Here is a 17,234-nt window from a genome sequence, read left to right as displayed (position 1 = left end):
CGGCCCAGATCCGGATCACCCCCCGCTCCTCGTAAAACCCTCAGCTTCGAGAAGAGAATGCCGATGACCGAGCAGGCCTCCGGGGCCCACCATCCGCAGCCGCGGCCCCGTACGGGTGGGCACCAGCCCACCGCAGTTGAGCACGTCACGGGCGCGCAGTCCCTCATCCGCTCTCTCGAAGAGGTGGGGTGCGACACCGTCTTCGGTATCCCGGGCGGCTGCATCCTCCCGGCGTACGACCCGATGATGGACAGCAAGAAGGTCCGTCACATCCTGGTCCGCCACGAGCAGGGGGCCGGCCACGCCGCCACCGGCTACGCCCAGGCGACCGGCAAGGTCGGCGTGTGCATGGCCACTTCCGGCCCGGGCGCCACCAACCTGGTGACCCCGATCGCCGACGCGCACATGGACTCCGTCCCGCTCGTCGCGATCACCGGCCAGGTCTCCTCCAAGGCGATCGGCACCGACGCCTTCCAGGAGGCGGACATCGTCGGCATCACGATGCCGATCACCAAGCACAACTTCCTGGTGACCAAGGCCGGGGACATCGCGAAGACCATCGCCGAGGCCTTCCACATCGCCGCCAGCGGCCGCCCCGGCCCGGTCCTGGTCGACATCGCCAAGGACGCCCTCCAGGCGAAGACCACCTTCTCCTGGCCGCCGGCCATGGACCTGCCCGGCTACCGCCCGGTCACCAAGCCGCACGCCAAGCAGATCCGCGAGGCCGCCAAGCTCATCTGCCAGGCCAAGCGCCCGGTCCTGTACGTCGGCGGCGGCGTCATGAAGTCCGGCGCCACGGCCGAGCTGAAGGTCCTCGCCGAGCTGACCGGCGTCCCGGTCGCCACCACCCTGATGGCCCTCGGCTCCTTCCCCGACAGCCACCCGCTGCACGTCGGCATGCCCGGCATGCACGGCTCCGTCACCGGCGTCACCGCGCTCCAGAAGTCGGACCTGCTGATCGCCCTCGGCACCCGCTTCGACGACCGCGTCACCGGCAAGCTGGACAGCTTCGCCCCCTTCGCCAAGGTCATCCACGCGGACATCGACCCGGCCGAGATCGGCAAGAACCGCGAGGTCGACGTCCCGATCGTGGGCGACGCCCGCGAGGTCATCGCCGACCTGATCCAGGCCGTCCAGGCCGAGCACACCGAGGGCAACGCCGGCGACTACACCGCCTGGTGGAAGGACCTCAACCGCTGGCGCGAGACCTACCCGCTGGGCTACGACCTGCCCGAGGACGGCTCGCTCTCCCCGCAGCAGGTCATCGAGCGGATCGGCGCGCTCGCCCCGCAGGGCACGATCTTCACCGCCGGTGTCGGCCAGCACCAGATGTGGGCCTCGCACTTCGTCAAGTACGAGGAGCCGCGCACCTGGCTGAACTCCGGCGGCGCCGGGACCATGGGCTACGCGGTCCCCGCCGCGATGGGCGCCAAGGTCGGCATGCCGGACCGCGCGGTCTGGGCGATCGACGGCGACGGCTGCTTCCAGATGACCAATCAGGAACTGGCCACCTGCGCGCTGAACAACATCCCGATCAAGGTCGCCATCATCAACAACGGCGCCCTCGGCATGGTCCGCCAGTGGCAGACCCTGTTCTACAACCAGCGCTACTCCAACACCGTGCTGCACGCGGACGAGACCGGCCACGACGTCGGCTCCCAGCTCGGCGAGTCCGCGGCGCCCCGACAGGGCACCCGCGTCCCGGACTTCGTCAAGCTGTCCGAGGCCATGGGCTGCGTCGCGCTGCGCTGCGAGGACCCGGCGGACCTGGACAAGGTCATCGCCGAGGCCAACGCGATCAACGACCGCACGGTCGTGATCGACTTCATCGTCCACGAGGACGCCATGGTGTGGCCGATGGTCGCCGCCGGCACCTCCAACGACGAGGTCATGGCAGCCCGGGGCGTCCGCCCCGACTTCGGCGACAACGAAGACGACTGAGCCGAGAGAGCCTGAGAGAGAGAACGACTCACATGTCCAAGCACACGCTCTCCGTCCTGGTCGAGAACACGCCCGGCATCCTCGCCCGGATCGCCGCGCTGTTCTCCCGCCGCGGGTTCAACATCGACTCCCTCGCGGTCGGCGTCACCGAGCACCCCGACATCTCCCGCATCACCATCGTGGTGAACGTCGAGGACCTCCCGCTGGAGCAGGTGACCAAGCAGCTCAACAAGCTGGTCAACGTGCTCAAGATCGTCGAGCTGGAGCCGTCGAACGCCATCGAGCGCGAACTCGTCCTGGTGAAGGTCCGCGCCGACAACGAGACCCGCTCGCAGATCGTCGAGATCGTCCAGCTGTTCCGCGCCAAGACCGTCGACGTCTCCCCGGAGGCCGTCACCATCGAGGCCACCGGCGGCGCCGACAAGCTCGGCGCCATGCTCAAGATGCTGGAGCCCTTCGGCATCAAGGAACTCGTGCAGTCCGGCACCATCGCCATAGGGCGTGGCGGCCGGTCCATCACGGACCGCAGCCTGCGCTCGCTCGAACGCAGCGCCTGAGCCCGCGGCGTCCTGTTCAGCCGCGCCGGATCCAAGACGTGGCGACTGACACGCCGGCCCGCATAGCGAGACCGAGAAACTCTTATTCCGTTCCCCGCCGTACGGTGGGAGCAACACCAGCGCACCAAGGAGATATCCCAGTGGCCGAGCTGTTCTACGAGAACGACGCCGACCTGTCCATCATCCAGGGCCGCAAGGTCGCGGTCATCGGTTACGGCAGCCAGGGCCACGCCCACGCGCTGTCGCTCCGTGACTCCGGCGTCGACGTCGTCGTCGGCCTCAAGGAGGGCTCCAGCTCCAAGGCCAAGGCCGAGGAGCAGGGCCTGAAGGTCCTCCCGGTCGCCGAGGCCGCGGCGTGGGCGAACGTCATCATGATCCTGACCCCGGACCCGCTCCAGGCCGAGATCTACGAGGCGTCCATCAAGGACCACCTGCAGGAGGGCGACGCGCTCTTCTTCGGCCACGGCTTCAACGTCCGCTACGGCTTCATCAAGCCCCCGGCCAACGTGGACGTCGCCCTGGTCGCCCCGAAGGGCCCCGGCCACCTCGTCCGCCGTCAGTACGAGGAGGGCCGCGGCGTTCCGTGCATCGCCGCCGTCGAGCAGGACTTCTCGGGCAGCGCCTTCGCCCTGGCCCTGTCGTACGCGGCCGGCATCGGCGGCACCCGCGCCGGCGTCATCAAGACCACCTTCACCGAGGAGACCGAGACCGACCTGTTCGGTGAGCAGGCCGTCCTCTGCGGTGGCGCCTCCGCCCTGGTCAAGGCCGGCTTCGAGACCCTGACCGAGGCCGGCTACCAGCCGGAGATCGCCTACTTCGAGTGCCTGCACGAGCTGAAGCTCATCGTCGACCTCATGTACGAGGGCGGCCTGGAGAAGATGCGCTGGTCGGTCTCCGAGACCGCCGAGTGGGGCGACTACATCACCGGCCCGCGCGTCATCACCGACGCCACCAAGGCCGAGATGAAGAAGGTCCTGGAGGAGATCCAGAGCGGCAAGTTCGCCGAGGAGTGGATGGCCGAGTACAAGGCCGGCCTGCCGAAGTACAACGAGTACAAGAAGGCCGACTCCGAGCACCTGCTGGAGACCACCGGCAAGAAGCTGCGCAAGCTGATGAGCTGGGTCGACAGCGACGAGAGCTGATCTCGTGAACGGCGGGGCCGGGACGGTGCGTCCCGGCCCCGCCGCATACCCGCTCCCCTCCGGCCCCGGCCGGAGAACACCGGAACGCAGCCCTCGGACAGGACGGATTGTCCACCCCGGCCAATCCCGGACGGGTGATCCTTCCGTACAGGCGGAAATCCGCACCCGATCCGCCACTACACTGCTCAACACAACGCGTCAGGCCCACAGTGTCGTGCGTCTTCCACGCGGCTACCCCCTCCACCGCCTGCGGCCGTCGGGACGGCCGTCCGCACTGGACTTGTGAGGACCCACGTGAGCTCGAAACCTGTCGTACTCATCGCCGAAGAGCTGTCGCCCGCCACGGTGGACGCGCTCGGTCCGGACTTCGAGATCCGGCACGTCAACGGCGCCGACCGCGGCGAGCTGATCCCCGCGATCGCGGACGTCGACGCGATCCTCGTCCGCTCCGCCACCAAGGTGGACGCCGAGGCGATCGCCGCCGCCAAGAAGCTGAAGGTCGTCGCCCGCGCCGGTGTCGGCCTCGACAACGTCGACGTCTCCGCCGCCACCAAGGCCGGCGTGATGGTCGTGAACGCCCCGACCTCCAACATCGTCACCGCCGCCGAGCTCGCCTGCGGCCTGCTCGTGGCCACCGCCCGCAACATTCCGCAGGCCAACACCGCCCTGAAGAACGGCGAGTGGAAGCGGAACAAGTACACGGGCGTCGAGCTCAGCGAGAAGACCCTCGGCGTCGTCGGCCTCGGCCGCATCGGCGTCCTGGTCGCCCAGCGCATGTCGGCCTTCGGCATGAAGATCGTCGCGTACGACCCCTACGTGCAGCCCGCGCGCGCCGCCCAGATGGGCGTCAAGATGCTGACGCTGGACGAGCTGCTGGAGGTCGCCGACTTCATCACCGTGCACCTCCCCAAGACCCCCGAGACCCTCGGTCTCATCGGGGACGAGGCCCTGCACAAGGTCAAGCCGTCCGTCCGCATCGTCAACGCCGCGCGCGGCGGGATCGTGGACGAGGCCGCGCTGTACTCGGCCATCAAGGAGGGCCGCGTCGCCGGCGCCGGCCTGGACGTGTACGCGAAGGAGCCCTGCACGGACTCCCCGCTGTTCGAGCTCGACCAGGTCGTCTGCACCCCGCACCTCGGCGCGTCCACGGACGAGGCCCAGGAGAAGGCCGGCATCGCGGTCGCCAAGTCGGTGCGCCTCGCGCTCGCCGGCGAGCTCGTGCCGGACGCGGTCAACGTCCAGGGCGGCGTCATCGCCGAGGACGTGCGTCCGGGCCTGCCGCTCGCCGAGAAGCTCGGCCGCATCTTCACCGCCCTCGCGGGCGAGGTCGCGGTCCGCCTCGACGTGGAGGTCTGCGGCGAGATCACCCAGCACGACGTCAAGGTGCTGGAGCTCTCCGCCCTCAAGGGAGTCTTCGAGGACGTCGTCGACGAGACGGTCTCCTACGTCAACGCCCCGCTGTTCGCGCAGGAGCGCGGCGTCGAGGTCCGGCTGACCACCAGCTCGGAGTCCCCGGACCACCGCAACGTGGTGACCGTCCGCGGCACCCTGTCGGACGGTCAGGAGGTGTCGGTCTCCGGCACCCTCGCGGGCCCGAAGCACCTCCAGAAGATCGTGGGCGTGGGCGACTACGACGTGGACCTGGCCCTGGCCGACCACATGATCGTGCTGCGCTACACCGACCGCCCGGGCGTGGTCGGCAAGGTCGGCCAGCTGCTCGGCGAGGCCGGCCTGAACATCGCGGGCATGCAGGTCGCCCGTGCCGAGGAGGGCGGCGAGGCGCTCGTCGTCCTCACCGTCGACGCGGAGGTCCCGGTGGACGTCCTCACGGCCATCTCGGCGGAGATCGGCGCCGCTTCGGCCCGTACGGTCAACCTCGTCTGACCGACGCGCGCATGTGAAAGGGCCCGGGGTCGTGACCCCGGGCCCTTTCGCGTGACCCCGTCCACACGCCGTACGCGGCTCAGCGCGCCGGTGCCGGTTCGGCCGGGGCCGGCTCCGCCCCGGCGGGAGCCCCGATCGCCCCGCCCCGGGTCAGGGCCAGCGCGAGCCCCGCCGCCGCGAGGAGCAGTACCGCACCGCCCCAGGCCGCGTACTGCATCCCGTGCACGAAGGCGTCCCGGGCCAGGGCCAGCAGCTGCCCGCCGGCCGCGTCCCCGGCCTGCCCGGCTGCGGCGACGGCGCCGCCCAGGGTCTCCCGTACGGCGGACGGCTCGCCCGCCAGGTCGGCGCGGTAGACGGCGGTGCCGAGGCTGCCCAGCAGCGCCATCCCGAGGGCCCCTCCGAACTCCTGGCCCGTCTCCAGCAACGAGGCGGCCGAACCGGCCTTCTCGGCCGGTGCCGTGGCGAGGGCCATGTCGGAGACCAGGGACATCACGCTGACGACGCCGGAGGCCAGCACCCCGGCGCCGGCCAGCAGCAGCCACAGGGAGTCGGTGCCCACGAGGGAGACCAGCCCGAACCCGGCGGCGGCGACGGCGAAGGACCCGGCGATGACCCGGGACCGGTCCGTGCGCTGCGCCAGGGCGGCCGCGACCGGCGCGGCGGCGCCGATGAGCAGCGAGGGCGCCAGGCTCCACAGGGCGGCCTCCAGGGTGTCCTTGCCGAGCACGGACTGCAGGTACTGGGTGGTGAAGTAGGCGGAGCCCATCATCGCGAAGGCGGCGACGGAGTTCAGGCCGATGCCCGCCCCGAAGCGGCGGTCCCTGAACAGCGCCCGGCCCACCATCGCGTCCTCGCGGCCCCGCTGGCGGCGGACGAAGGCGTACCCGAAGGCCAGGCCGACCAGCAGGCAGGCGGCGTACAGCGGCTCGAAGCCCTCGGCGGCGATCTCCTTCAGCGCGTAGACCACGGGCAGCACGGCGGCCATGGACAGCGGCACGCTCAGCAGGTCGAAGCGGCCGGGGGCCGGGTCCTTGAACTCCGGTACCAGGACCGGGACCAGGGCCAGCAGGAGCAGCATCGCGGGCACGTTGACGAGGAAGACCGAGCCCCAGTGGAAGTGCTTCAGCATCACGCCGCTGAGCACCGACCCGAGGGCGACCCCTCCGGTCATGGCGCCGGACCAGATCCCGATGGCCTTGCCGCGCTGTCCGGCGTCCTGGAAGAGGTTGCGGACCAGGGCCAGCGTGGAGGGCATCAGGGTGGCGCCCCCGACGCCGAGCAGGACCCGGGCCGCGATGAGCATTTCGGCGCTGGTGGCGAAGGCGGCGGCGACGGAGGCGAGGCCGAAGGCGCCGGCGCCGATCAGCAGCAGCCTGCGGCGGCCGATCCGGTCGCCGAGCGAGCCCATCGTGATCAGCAGCCCGGAGAGGGCGAAGGCGTAGCTGTCGAAGATCCAGAGCTGCTGGGCGGCGGTCGGGTCGAGCTCCCGGGTGATGGCCGGGACCGCGAAGTAGAGGACGGAGACGTCCATCGAGACCAGGAGCAGGGGCAGCAGCAGGACGGTGAAGGCGGTCCATTCGCGGCGGCCGGCGAGGGGTGCCGTGGCGGCGGGGTTCGTCATCAGCAGGAATGTACAAGCGTGTGAAACGCTTGTCTATGACGATCGTATGGAAAGTTCGTGTGGGACCTTCGTCTAGGACGGCCGTCTTGCTACGGTGGCGGCCATGGGACACAAAGAGGATCTGCTCGAAGGCGCCAAGAAGTGCCTGGTCGAGAAGGGGTTCGTACGCACCACGGCGCGCGACATCGTCGGCGCCTCCGGTACGAACCTGGCGTCCATCGGCTACCACTACGGCTCCAAGGACGCCCTGCTCACCCAGGCGTTCATCGCCCTGATGCAGGAGTGGGGCGAGTCCGCCTTCCACGGCGGCCTGCCGGGTGCGGACGGCTCCCCGGAGCGCCTGCGCGCCATGTGGGACGGCGTGCTCGCGCAGCACGACGCATCGGCGCCCGTCTGGGCGGCCAGCATGGAGGTCGCGCTGAGCGGTGACCGGCTGCCGCAGCTGCGCGGGATGCTCGCCGCCTCCCAGGCCGAGGGCCGCCGGGGCCTGATCTCGCTCTTCACCGGCACCCCGGAGGAGGAGCTCACCGAACGCGACGAGCGCACCCTCGGCTCCGTCGTCCAGGCGCTGCTCAACGGGCTGATGATCCAGTGGCTCCTCGACCCCGCAACCGCCTCCTCCGCCGAGGAGTTCACGGAGGGCCTGCGCCGGATCGCGGAGGCCCTGACGGTGTCGCTCCACGGCGGCTCCGCCGCGCCGACGGGGGAGTAGCCCCTCGGCCCGGCCGGCCCGCCGGCCCGCCGGGCCTCAGGCCCGCAGGCGCGCGGCCTTGAGGGCCATGTGCAGCAGCAGCCGGTCCTCGCCGACGTCCAGGTCGAGCCCCGTCAGCTGCTCCACCCGGCCCAGCCGGTAGTACAGGGTCTGGCGGTGGATGCCCAGTTCGGCCGCCGCGCGGCCCGCCTGCCCCGCGCAGTCGAGGAACACCTCGGCCGTGCGGGCCAGTTCCCGGTGGGCCGGGCCCAGCAGGGCCCGCGTCGCCGGGTCGTCCGCCGGGCCGGCGCCCAGGGCGGCCAGCATCCGGTACGGCCCGATCCCCGCCCACTGCGCCACCGGACCCAGCCCCGGCTGCGCCGCCGCCGCCCGGGCGGCGGCGGTGGCCTGGGCCCACGCCCCGGGCAGGTCGGCGAGCGCCCGCACCGGGTCGGAGAGCCCCGCGGTGACGGAGCCGTCCCCGCCGGCGGGGCCCCGCGCGCCGGGGGACCCCGGCGCCGCCGCGCGGGGCAGCAGCCGCCCGACCGCCGCCAGGGCCGGCCCCAGCGCGTCCCCCGACCGCAGCCGCACCAGCACCGCCAGCATCCCCGTCCCCGGGCCCGGACCGTCCCGGTCCTCGGGGCCCGCCGGGACCACGCACACCGCAGCCGCCCCCGGCACCGACCCCGGAGCCTCCCCGGACCACGGGGCCACGCACACGGCGGCGTGCGGCCCCTCGGCCCCCGGCCCCAGCGCCACCCGCAGCGCGGCCACCGCCATGTCCTGCTGCCAGCCCCGGCCGGCGGTGAGCACCGCCAGGAACTCCCGCGAGAGGTCGGCGCCCGCCTTGGCCTCCTCGGCGAGCAGCACCCCGATCCGCTGGGCCACGTCCATGGCGGCCTCCAGGGCGGCCGGCCCGGGGCCCGGGTCCTGGTCGAGGAGCCAGACGTAGCCCTGCACGATGCCCCGGTACCGCACCGGCAGGCAGATCCGCCCCCGGAAGACCCCCGCGTCGGGGGCCGCCGGGATCCGCACGGGGCCCGTGGCGCGGGCGATCCCGAAGCCCTCGAACCAGGACCGGACGGCCGCGGTCGACTGTCGGGTCAGGATCGAGCGGGTGCGCACCGGGTCCATCACGAGGTCGTCCTCGCTGTCGTGCGCACCGAAGGCGATGAGCCGGAAGTCCCGGTTCTCCAGCGTCGCCGGGGCACCGAGCAGCGCCGAGATCTCGTCCACCAGGTCCTGGTAATCGCCCTTCACGCGGACATTCTCCCACCCCGCGACGGGCCCTTCAGACAGATGTATGAGATCCGGGCCACGGATGCGTGACAGCTGTCGATGGCAGAGGATCGTGGAGATCCTTAGGTTTCACGGTGGTTCTACTTGCGTTTTCCTTACGGTCGCGGCCCACCCCTGCGGCGTCCGTTCGTCCGCTTCTGCCACCACGTTGGAGGTGCCCCGTGCTGGGTCCCGCGATCCTCGCCGCTTCGCGCAGCGACAAGATGCGCCGAATCGTCTCTGCCGCCCCGGTGACCAAGCCGGTGGTCAACCGGTTCATCCCCGGCGAGACGGTCGACCAGGTCATCCCGATCGTCGAGGAGCTGACCCGCAAGGGCCTCGAGGTCACCCTCGACGTGGTCGGCGAGGACATCACCGCCGTGGAGCAGTCCTACGCGGCCCGGGACGCCTACCTGGAGCTCATCCAGCGCCTCAAGGAGCTGGAGCTGGGCGAGACGGTCGAGATGTCGGTCAAGCTGTCCATGTTCGGCCAGGCGCTGGAGGGCGGCCACGAGCTGGCCCTCGCCAACGTCCGCCCGGTCGTCGAGGCCGCCGCCGCCATCGGCACCACCGTGACCCTGGACGCCGAGGACCACACCACCCTCGACTCGATGTTCGCCATCCACGAGGAGCTGCGCCGGGACTTCCCGCAGACCGGCTGCGTGATCCAGGCCTACCTCTTCCGCACCGAGGACGACGCCCGCCGCCTGGCCGCCGCCGGCAGCCGCGTCCGCATCGTGAAGGGCGCCTACAAGGAGCCCGCCGAGGTCGCCATCCAGGACAAGGCCGAGATCGACAAGGCGTACGTCCGGATCATGAAGATCCTGATGGAGGGCGAGGGCTACCCGATGATCGGGTCCCACGACCCGCGCCTGATCGCCATCGCGCAGGAGCTCGCCCGGCAGGCGGGCCGCAAGCTGGACGAGTACGAGTTCCAGATGCTGTACGGCATCCGCAGCGAGGAGCACCTCCGGCTCGCCTCCGAGGGGCACCGAATGCGGGTCTACACGGCCTATGGCACGGACTGGTACGGCTACTTCATGCGCCGCCTCGCGGAGAAGCCGGCCAACCTGCTGTTCTTCCTCCGCTCGATGATCACCAAGAACTAGCCAAGAACCAGGTCAAGGAGTTATCGCCCCATGGATGCTGTGACCCAGGTCCCCGCGCCGGTCAACGAGCCGGTCCACTCGTACGCCCCCGGCAGTGCCGAGCGCGCGCGCCTCGAGATCCAGCTGAAGCAGCTGTCCGAGAACCCGATCGACCTTCCGATGACGATCAACGGCGTCAAGCGGATGGGCGGCGGCGAGCGCTTCGACGTCGTCCAGCCGCACGACCACAAGTCGGTCATCGGTACGTACGCCAACGCCACCCAGGCCGACGCCCAGGAGGCCGTGGACGCCGCCCTGGCCGCCGCCCCGGCCTGGCGCGCGATGTCCTTCGACGACCGCGCCGCGATCATCCTGCGCGCCGCCGAGCTGCTGGCCGGGCCGTGGCGCGAGAAGCTGGCCGCGTCCACCATGCTGGGCCAGTCCAAGACCGCGCAGCAGGCCGAGATCGACACCCCCTGCGAGCTCGTCGACTTCTGGCGCTTCAACGTCCACTTCGCCCGCCAGATCCTGGCCGAGCAGCCGGCCGCCAACAGCGCCGGCGTGTGGAACCGCAGCGACCACCGCCCGCTGGAGGGCTTCGTCTACGCGATCACGCCGTTCAACTTCACGGCCATCGCCGGCAACCTGCCGACCGCCCCGGCCCTGATGGGCAACGTGGTCGTGTGGAAGCCGTCCCCGACGCAGACCCACTCCGCGGTCCTCCTCATGGAGCTCCTGGAGGCGGCCGGCCTGCCCAAGGGCGTCATCAACCTCGTCACCGGTGACGGCATCGCGGTCTCCGAGGTGGCCCTGAACCACCCCGAGCTCGCCGGCATCCACTTCACCGGTTCGACCAAGACCTTCCAGTACCTGTGGAAGACGGTCGGCAACAACATCGAGAACTACCGCTCCTACCCGCGCCTGGTCGGCGAGACGGGCGGCAAGGACTTCGTCGTCGCGCACCCGTCCGCGGACCGCGCGATCCTGAAGACCGCCCTGACCCGCGGCTCCTTCGAGTTCCAGGGCCAGAAGTGCTCGGCCTCCTCCCGCGCCTACGTCCCGGCCTCCATCTGGAACGACGGCTTCAAGGAGCAGTTCGCGGCCGAGGTCGACGGCATCACCATGGGTGACGTCCGCGACCTGACCAACTTCATCGGCGCGGTCATCGACGAGCGCTCCTTCGCGAAGAACAAGGCCGCGATCGACCGCGCGAAGGCCGACCCGACCTGCACCATCGTCGCCGGCGGCACGTACGACGACTCGGAGGGCTACTTCGTCCGCCCGACCGTCATCGAGTGCACCGACCCGGAGAACGAGGTCTTCACGACCGAGTACTTCGGCCCGATCCTCGCGATCCACGTGTACGAGGACGACAAGTACGACGAGATGCTGGCGCAGATGGAGGACGTCTCGGCGTACGCCCTGACCGGTGCCGTCATCGCGCAGGACCGCTACGCGGCCGCCGACACGATGGAGAAGCTCCGCTTCGCGGCGGGCAACTTCTACATCAACGACAAGTCGACCGGCGCCGTCGTCGGCCAGCAGCCCTTCGGCGGCGGCCGTGCCTCGGGTACGAACGACAAGGCGGGCGCGGCGTCCAACCTGCTGCGCTGGACCTCGACCCGCTCCATCAAGGAGACCCTGGTCCCGCCGACCGAGTACGGCTACCCCCACATGGGCTGACCCGCCCACAGCTGAACCCCGCCCCCGCTCCGGTACCCCCAAGTCCGGAGCGGGGGCGGTCCCCATTTCCGGGGCTCCAGGGTTCAGACCTCCACGAGGACCTGGTCCAGGGACTTGCGGACCAGGTCCGGGACCTCGCAGTCGTCGGCCGGGTAGCCGACGGGGATGACCGCGAAGGCCTTCTCGTTCTCCGGGCGGTTCAGCACGTGCGACAGGAAGCGCATCGGGCTCGGGGTGTGGACGAGCGCGGCCAGACCCGACAGGTGCAGGGCCGAGAGCAGCATGCCGACCGCGATGCCGACCGACTCGTCGACGTAGTAGTGCTTGCGCTTCGTGCCGTTCGGGCCGAGCCAGTAGCGCTGCTGGAAGACCACGATCAGCGCCGGCGCGTCGGTGAGGTGGGTCTTCACGGCGTCCGTGCCGATGGGGCGCAGGGCGGCGAGCCACTCGTCGCCGAGCCGGCCGTCGTAGGAGATCTGCTCCTCCTGCTCGGCGGCGGCGCGGATCTGCTGCCGGATGGCCGGGTCCTTGACCAGGACGAAGGTCCACGGCTGCTGGTGCGCACCGGAGGGGGCGGTGGCGGCGCAGGCGATGGCGTCGCGGACGACCTGCTCCGGGACGCGATCGGTGGAGAAGTGGCGCACGGTCCGCCGCTCGTCCATCCGGGCCCGCAACTCCGCCGCGCGCGCGAGGGATTCGGGGCCGGGCATGCGCGCGGGAGAGTAGGCGACGGGCCGGTAGGGCTGGCCGTGGGTGGGGGTCCACTGCTGGGTATCAGGCGACATGCGCCGATCTTCCAGCGAGGGAACTCCTGAGGCCAGGGGAACGTCATGAACCAATGTCCGTTGTGTACAGACAGGGGGGCTATGACCGTGTCGAACGTCGGTCGTTTCGTGGACTGGGAGGGCTGCTTCAACGCCCGCGACCTCGGCGGTCTGGGAGCGCTGCGGCCGGGGGTGCTCATACGGGCGGACAGCCTCGACGGGCTCACCGCCCGTGGCTGGACCACGCTGTCCGAACACGGGGTGCGGACCGTCATCGACCTGCGCAACGACGGCGAGGCCGAGGTGGACCACGCCCCGCGCCCGGCCGGGCTGACCACCCTGCGGATCCCGCTCGACGGCATCGAGCACCGGGACTTCTGGGACGTGTGGTGGGGCACTCCCGGCTTCGGCACCCCCGCGTATTTCCGGCCTTTCCTGGAGCGCTTCCCCGACCGCGTGGCCTCCGTCGCCCGCGCCGTCGCCACCGCCCCGCCGGGCGGGGTCGTCTTCCACTGCGGTCTGGGCCGCGACCGTACGGGGATCATCGCGCTCGTCCTGCTCCGGCTGGCCGGGGCGAGCCCGCAGGAGACGGCCGACGACCACGCGCTGAGCGAGCCGCGGGTCCGGGCCCGGTACGAGGCCCGGGGCGGGTCCTACGACGGCGCCGAGATCGAGGAGTACGTCGCCGGCCTCGGCACCACCGTGCACGCCCTGGCCCGGGACGCCGCGGCGTGGCTGGATGCGGACGCCTACCTGCGCGGGGCCGGGCTGACGGCGGCCGAACTGGATGGGCTCCGGGGCAGACTGGGGGCATGAGCGACGACACGCGCACCCGCCTCGCGCACACCTCCCAGCTCGGCGAGGACGCCCTCGCCGCGGTCCGGGACCTGCTCGACGGGGCCTTCGACGGGGACTTCGGCGACGAGGACTTCGAGCACGCCCTCGGCGGCATGCACGCCCTGGTGTACGAGGCGGGCGCGCTCGTCGCGCACGGCAGCCTCGTCCAGCGGCGGGTGCTGCACCAGGGGCGGGCCCTGCGGACCGGGTACGTGGAGGCCGTCGCCGTACGGGAGGACCGGCGCAGGCGCGGGCTCGGCGGGGCGGTGATGGCCGCGCTGGAGCGCGTGATCGCCGGGGCCTACGTCCTGGGTGCCCTGTCGGCGTCCGAGGAGGGCGCGGCCCTGTACGAGAGCCGGGGCTGGAAGCCGTACCCCGGGCAGATCGGCGTGCTCGGTCCGGCGGGCCCCGAGCGGCTGCCCGAGGAGGAGGGCTCGACCTACGTGTGGACGCCGCCCGGCGGGGTCGCGCCGGACTCCGCCGGGCGGCTCGACTTCGACTGGCGGGACGGGGACGTGGTGTAGCGGGTCGCCCGGACAGGGCCTAGGAGCCCGAGACGCTCGGGGTGCCCGTCTCGATGTGGCCCGTGTAGCGGCGCGACCAGGTGCCGTCGGCGTCGGCCAGGATCGTGAAGTCGTACCAGCCCTTGCTGTACGCCACCGCGTTGAAGAAGTCCTCGCGCGAGGAGTTCGCCGGGACGGTGTAGGTCCAGGGGCCGTCCGTGCGGTAGGCGTTGGAGCGGACGGTGAAGGTGGCCGGGGAGCCGGAGGAGTTGGTCATCTTGAACCAGACCGCCATCTTGCCGGTGCCGGACTCCACCGCGTAGCGGGCCGCGACCTCCAGGTCCTTCCCCGGCTTCGTTGCGTCGCCGATGAAGCGGCGCAGGAACCGGTTCGGGCCGTACATCGAGATGTCGTACTTGCCCGAGCCGGCTCCCAGGCCGATGCTGAACCAGTCGGCCGACGTGGCGCCCGGGTCCACCGTGTACTGCCAGGCGGCCGTGTCCCGGTACTGGTGCGGGTGGATCGAGAAGTGCGCGGCCTGCTTGGCCTGGGGGCCCTGGTTGGTCATCGAGAACCAGGCCAGGATCTTGCCCATCGGGCCGAACTCGAAGCGGTCCAGGTTGCCGTTCACCTGGTACGGCAGGGCCCGGGCCGGCCGCGTGCCGGGCTCCTGGGCCGGCTGGGCGTTGTTCTGCGGGACGGGGTTGGGCAGCGGGCCGCAGGTGGACTGGCCTATGACCTTCGCGGTGGACGGCAGGCCCGCGGGGACGCCGTACACCGGGTGCGCGAAGTCGAAGACGCCGGTCAGGTCGCCGGTCACCTTGCGGCGCCAGGCGCTGATGTTGGGGCAGAGGGCGGGCGTGCCGATCGCGGTCGTCCACTTCTCCATGAACCGCAGCACCGAGGTGTGGTCGAAGACCTCGGAGCTGACCCAGCCGCCGCGCGTCCACGGGGACATCACCAGCATGGGGACGCGGAAGCCGAGGCCGATCGGGGCGCCGTCGATGTACTCGTCCGGGGTTCCGGGCGGGGCGACCGGCGGCGGGACGTGGTCGAAGAAGCCGTCGTTCTCGTCGTAGTTGAGGAACAGGACGGTGGAGTCGAAGACCTCCGGGTCCGCGGCGAGCGCGCGGTAGACCAGGTCCACGAAGTGCGCGCCGTCGCCGGGCGGGGCGTACGGGTGCTCGGAGAACGCCTCGCTCGCCACCACCCAGGACACCTGGGGCAGGGTTCCGGCGACGACGTCCGCGCGGATCGCGGCGGCGATGTCGTCGGGGGTGGAGCCGGTGGCCCTGGGGACCGAGGCCATGCCCCGGTCCCACAGCGGGTCGCCGGGCCGCGCGTCGGTGAACTTCTTGAAGTAGGCCAGCCCGTTGTCCCCGTAGTTGTCCTGGGCGTTCTGGTAGACCTTCCAGCTCATCCCGGCCCGCTGGAGGGCCTCCGCGTACGACTCCCAGGTCAGCCCGGACTCCTCGCCGCCGTCCTTGCTGCCCGCGTCGACCCTGCCGCTCCACAGGAAGGTGCGGTTGGGGCCGGTGGCGCTGAGGGTGGAGCAGAAGTAGGCGTCGCAGATCGTGTAGTTGTCGGCGAGGCCGTAGTGGAAGGGGATGTCGCCCCGCTCCAGGTAGCCGAGGGTGTGGGTCTTGCCGACACCGGCGACCCAGTTGTCCATCCGGCCGTTGTTCCAGGCCGCGTGCTGCGAGGTCCAGCTGTGCGGGAGGTCTCCGGTGCACTGGGCCAGGGTCTCGCCGTCGGCCCCGCCGGCCGAGGGGGTGGCGGACAGCTTCCACGGGTACTGGCGGCCGCCCCAGTTCGGCTGGTTGAAGGTGCCCCAGCCGCCGGGGATGTTGCCGGCGGCGCGGTCGCCGAAGCCGCGGACGCCCTTCAGCCTGCCGAAGTAGTGGTCGAAGCTGCGGTTCTCCTGCATCAGGACCACCACGTGCTTCACGTCGGTGATCGTGCCCGTCGCGGCGGCGGCCGCCGCCGTCGACGGCAGGGCGGCGGGCAGGGCCGCCCCCGCCACGAGCCCGGCGCCGATCCCCACGAAACCCCTGCGGCTGATGGGTGTCACTGGCTGCTCGCCTCCAACTCAATTGCCCCTCTGGCACATTGACGGCAAGAGTGGCGGCAGCCGCCGCAAAGGTCTACATCCGTGCGGTAAGAACTCGGTGAACATCGGGACGGCCGGAAATCAGCTCCCGGTCCGTACGAGCATCTTGCCCGTGTTCTCGCCGCGGAGCATGCCCAGGAAGGCCTCGACGGTACGGTCGAACCCCTGGACAACGGTGGTGTCGGTGCCGATCCGGCCGCTGCGCAGGTGGGGGACCAGGAAGTCCTCCAGCTCGTCCTGGAGATTGGTGTGGTTGCGAACCAATACCCCTTCCAGGCGCAGCGACTTGTGGACCACCTCGAAGAGGTTGCGTGGCGCGGCCGGGGACCGGTCCCCGTTGTACGTCGAGATCGCGCCGACCCAGGCGATCCGGCCGTACTCGCGCAGCGAGGCGATCGCGCCCTCCAGGTGGTCCCCGCCCACGTTGTCGACGTACACGTCGATGCCGTCCGGCGCGGCCTGCGCCAGCTGCTCGCCGACCGGCCCGTCGTGGTAGTCGAAGGCGGCGTCGAAGCCGAGGGCCCCGGTGAGGTGGGCTGCCTTCGCCGCCGAGCCGGCGCTGCCGATGATCCGGCGGGCGCCGAGCAGTCGGGCGATGTGCCCGGTGGCGGTGCCGACCCCGCCGGCGGCGGCGGAGACGAACAGGTCCTCGCCCTCGCGCAGGGCCGCCGTCCGGGTGAGGGCGGCGTAGGCGGTCAGGCCGGTGCCGCCCAGGACGGACAGGTAGGCCTCCAGCGGGACGCCCTCGTGGCCCCGCAGCCGGCGGGTGCCGTCCACGCCCAGGGTGACCAGGGCGTGGGTGCGCCAGCCCGCGCGGTGGAAGACCAGGTCGCCCTCCTTCAGGCCCGGGTCGCGGGAGGCGGTCACCCGGCCGACCGTGCGGCCCTCCAGCGGGGTGTTCAGCTCGAAGCCGCCCTCGCCGCCGTCCATCATCCCGCGGTGGTACGGGTCCACCGACAGCAGCAGGTTCTCCACCAGGGCGGTGCCGGGGGCGGGTTCGGGGACGGGGGAGGAGGTGTACGCGAAGTCGGAGGCGGCCGGGAATCCGGTCGGGCGGGCGATCTGGTGGACGGCGTGGGCGGTGTCGGTGCTCATGGCCGAGAACCTAGGAAGGAATCCCGCGGCCGGGCAGGGG

The 17,234-nt window shown here is 71.4% G+C and carries 14 protein-coding genes; 9 read left to right on the top strand and 5 right to left on the bottom strand.

The window, feature by feature from the left end:
* The first annotated feature begins 57 nt into the window (after positions 1 to 57).
* From ACZ597_RS01015 to serA, 4 genes are all read left to right on the top strand, one after another.
* Positions 58 to 1,941, top strand: a complete 1,884-nt coding sequence (locus ACZ597_RS01015; protein ID WP_471323269.1) for an acetolactate synthase large subunit — start codon at positions 58 to 60, stop codon at positions 1,939 to 1,941.
* 32 nt (positions 1,942 to 1,973) lie between these two features.
* Positions 1,974 to 2,498 carry an acetolactate synthase small subunit gene (ilvN, locus tag ACZ597_RS01010; RefSeq protein WP_007266740.1) on the top strand — a complete coding sequence of 175 codons (525 nt, stop codon included), beginning with the start codon at positions 1,974 to 1,976 and terminating at the stop codon, positions 2,496 to 2,498.
* Positions 2,499 to 2,638: 140 nt separating this feature from the next.
* Positions 2,639 to 3,640: a ketol-acid reductoisomerase gene (gene ilvC / locus ACZ597_RS01005; protein WP_471323265.1), complete on the top strand. Its 1,002-nt coding sequence runs from the start codon at positions 2,639 to 2,641 to the stop codon at positions 3,638 to 3,640.
* Positions 3,641 to 3,934: 294 nt separating this feature from the next.
* Positions 3,935 to 5,524, top strand: a complete 1,590-nt coding sequence (serA, locus tag ACZ597_RS01000) for a phosphoglycerate dehydrogenase (protein ID WP_471323262.1) — start codon at positions 3,935 to 3,937, stop codon at positions 5,522 to 5,524.
* A gap of 79 nt (positions 5,525 to 5,603) precedes the next feature.
* Here serA and ACZ597_RS00995 read toward each other — a convergent pair whose 3' ends face one another.
* Positions 5,604 to 7,145 (bottom strand): MFS transporter, encoded by a 1,542-nt coding sequence (locus ACZ597_RS00995; RefSeq protein ID WP_471323259.1) that lies wholly within the window; start codon positions 7,143 to 7,145, stop codon positions 5,604 to 5,606.
* Between the two features lie 103 nt (positions 7,146 to 7,248).
* Between ACZ597_RS00995 and ACZ597_RS00990 the strand changes: the two genes are divergently transcribed.
* Positions 7,249 to 7,857, top strand: coding sequence for a TetR/AcrR family transcriptional regulator (locus ACZ597_RS00990; RefSeq protein ID WP_471323257.1), 609 nt, complete (start codon positions 7,249 to 7,251; stop codon positions 7,855 to 7,857).
* A gap of 36 nt (positions 7,858 to 7,893) precedes the next feature.
* Here the strand turns inward: ACZ597_RS00990 and ACZ597_RS00985 are convergent, their stop codons facing one another.
* Entirely contained in the window at positions 7,894 to 9,096 is a 1,203-nt protein-coding gene (locus tag ACZ597_RS00985) for a PucR family transcriptional regulator (RefSeq protein WP_471323254.1), read from the bottom strand.
* A gap of 200 nt (positions 9,097 to 9,296) precedes the next feature.
* Here ACZ597_RS00985 and ACZ597_RS00980 point away from each other — a divergent pair, with 200 nt between their 5' ends.
* Together ACZ597_RS00980 and pruA are read left to right on the top strand one after the other, a co-directional pair.
* Positions 9,297 to 10,223, top strand: a complete 927-nt coding sequence (locus tag ACZ597_RS00980; RefSeq protein ID WP_471323252.1) for a proline dehydrogenase family protein — start codon at positions 9,297 to 9,299, stop codon at positions 10,221 to 10,223.
* Between the two features lie 30 nt (positions 10,224 to 10,253).
* Positions 10,254 to 11,885 (top strand): L-glutamate gamma-semialdehyde dehydrogenase, encoded by a 1,632-nt coding sequence (gene pruA, locus ACZ597_RS00975; RefSeq protein ID WP_471323249.1) that lies wholly within the window; start codon positions 10,254 to 10,256, stop codon positions 11,883 to 11,885.
* A gap of 83 nt (positions 11,886 to 11,968) precedes the next feature.
* On the opposite strand, the gene ACZ597_RS00970 is transcribed toward pruA, so the two are convergent.
* Positions 11,969 to 12,670: a nitroreductase family protein gene (locus ACZ597_RS00970; protein ID WP_471323247.1), complete on the bottom strand. Its 702-nt coding sequence runs from the start codon at positions 12,668 to 12,670 to the stop codon at positions 11,969 to 11,971.
* 81 nt (positions 12,671 to 12,751) lie between these two features.
* On the opposite strand from ACZ597_RS00970, the gene ACZ597_RS00965 reads away from it, so the two are divergent.
* Positions 12,752 to 13,465, top strand: a complete 714-nt coding sequence (locus tag ACZ597_RS00965) for a tyrosine-protein phosphatase (RefSeq protein WP_471323244.1) — start codon at positions 12,752 to 12,754, stop codon at positions 13,463 to 13,465.
* Entirely contained in the window at positions 13,462 to 14,010 is a 549-nt protein-coding gene (locus ACZ597_RS00960) for a GNAT family N-acetyltransferase (RefSeq protein ID WP_471323241.1), read from the top strand. The genes ACZ597_RS00965 and ACZ597_RS00960 overlap by 4 nt, the downstream gene beginning before the upstream one ends.
* A 19-nt stretch (positions 14,011 to 14,029) precedes the next feature.
* On the opposite strand, the gene ACZ597_RS00955 is transcribed toward ACZ597_RS00960, so the two are convergent.
* Together ACZ597_RS00955 and ACZ597_RS00950 are read right to left on the bottom strand one after the other, a co-directional pair.
* Entirely contained in the window at positions 14,030 to 16,060 is a 2,031-nt protein-coding gene (locus tag ACZ597_RS00955; RefSeq protein WP_471323238.1) for a phosphocholine-specific phospholipase C, read from the bottom strand.
* 120 nt (positions 16,061 to 16,180) lie between these two features.
* Positions 16,181 to 17,194 carry an NADP-dependent oxidoreductase gene (locus tag ACZ597_RS00950; RefSeq protein WP_471323235.1) on the bottom strand — a complete coding sequence of 338 codons (1,014 nt, stop codon included), beginning with the start codon at positions 17,192 to 17,194 and terminating at the stop codon, positions 16,181 to 16,183.
* Positions 17,195 to 17,234: the final 40 nt, after the last annotated feature.

The organism is Streptomyces sp. NPDC040718 (assembly GCF_055593565.1).
Note: the sequence above shows the minus strand (reverse complement) of the source record. Positions and strands in the feature narration are given on the sequence as shown.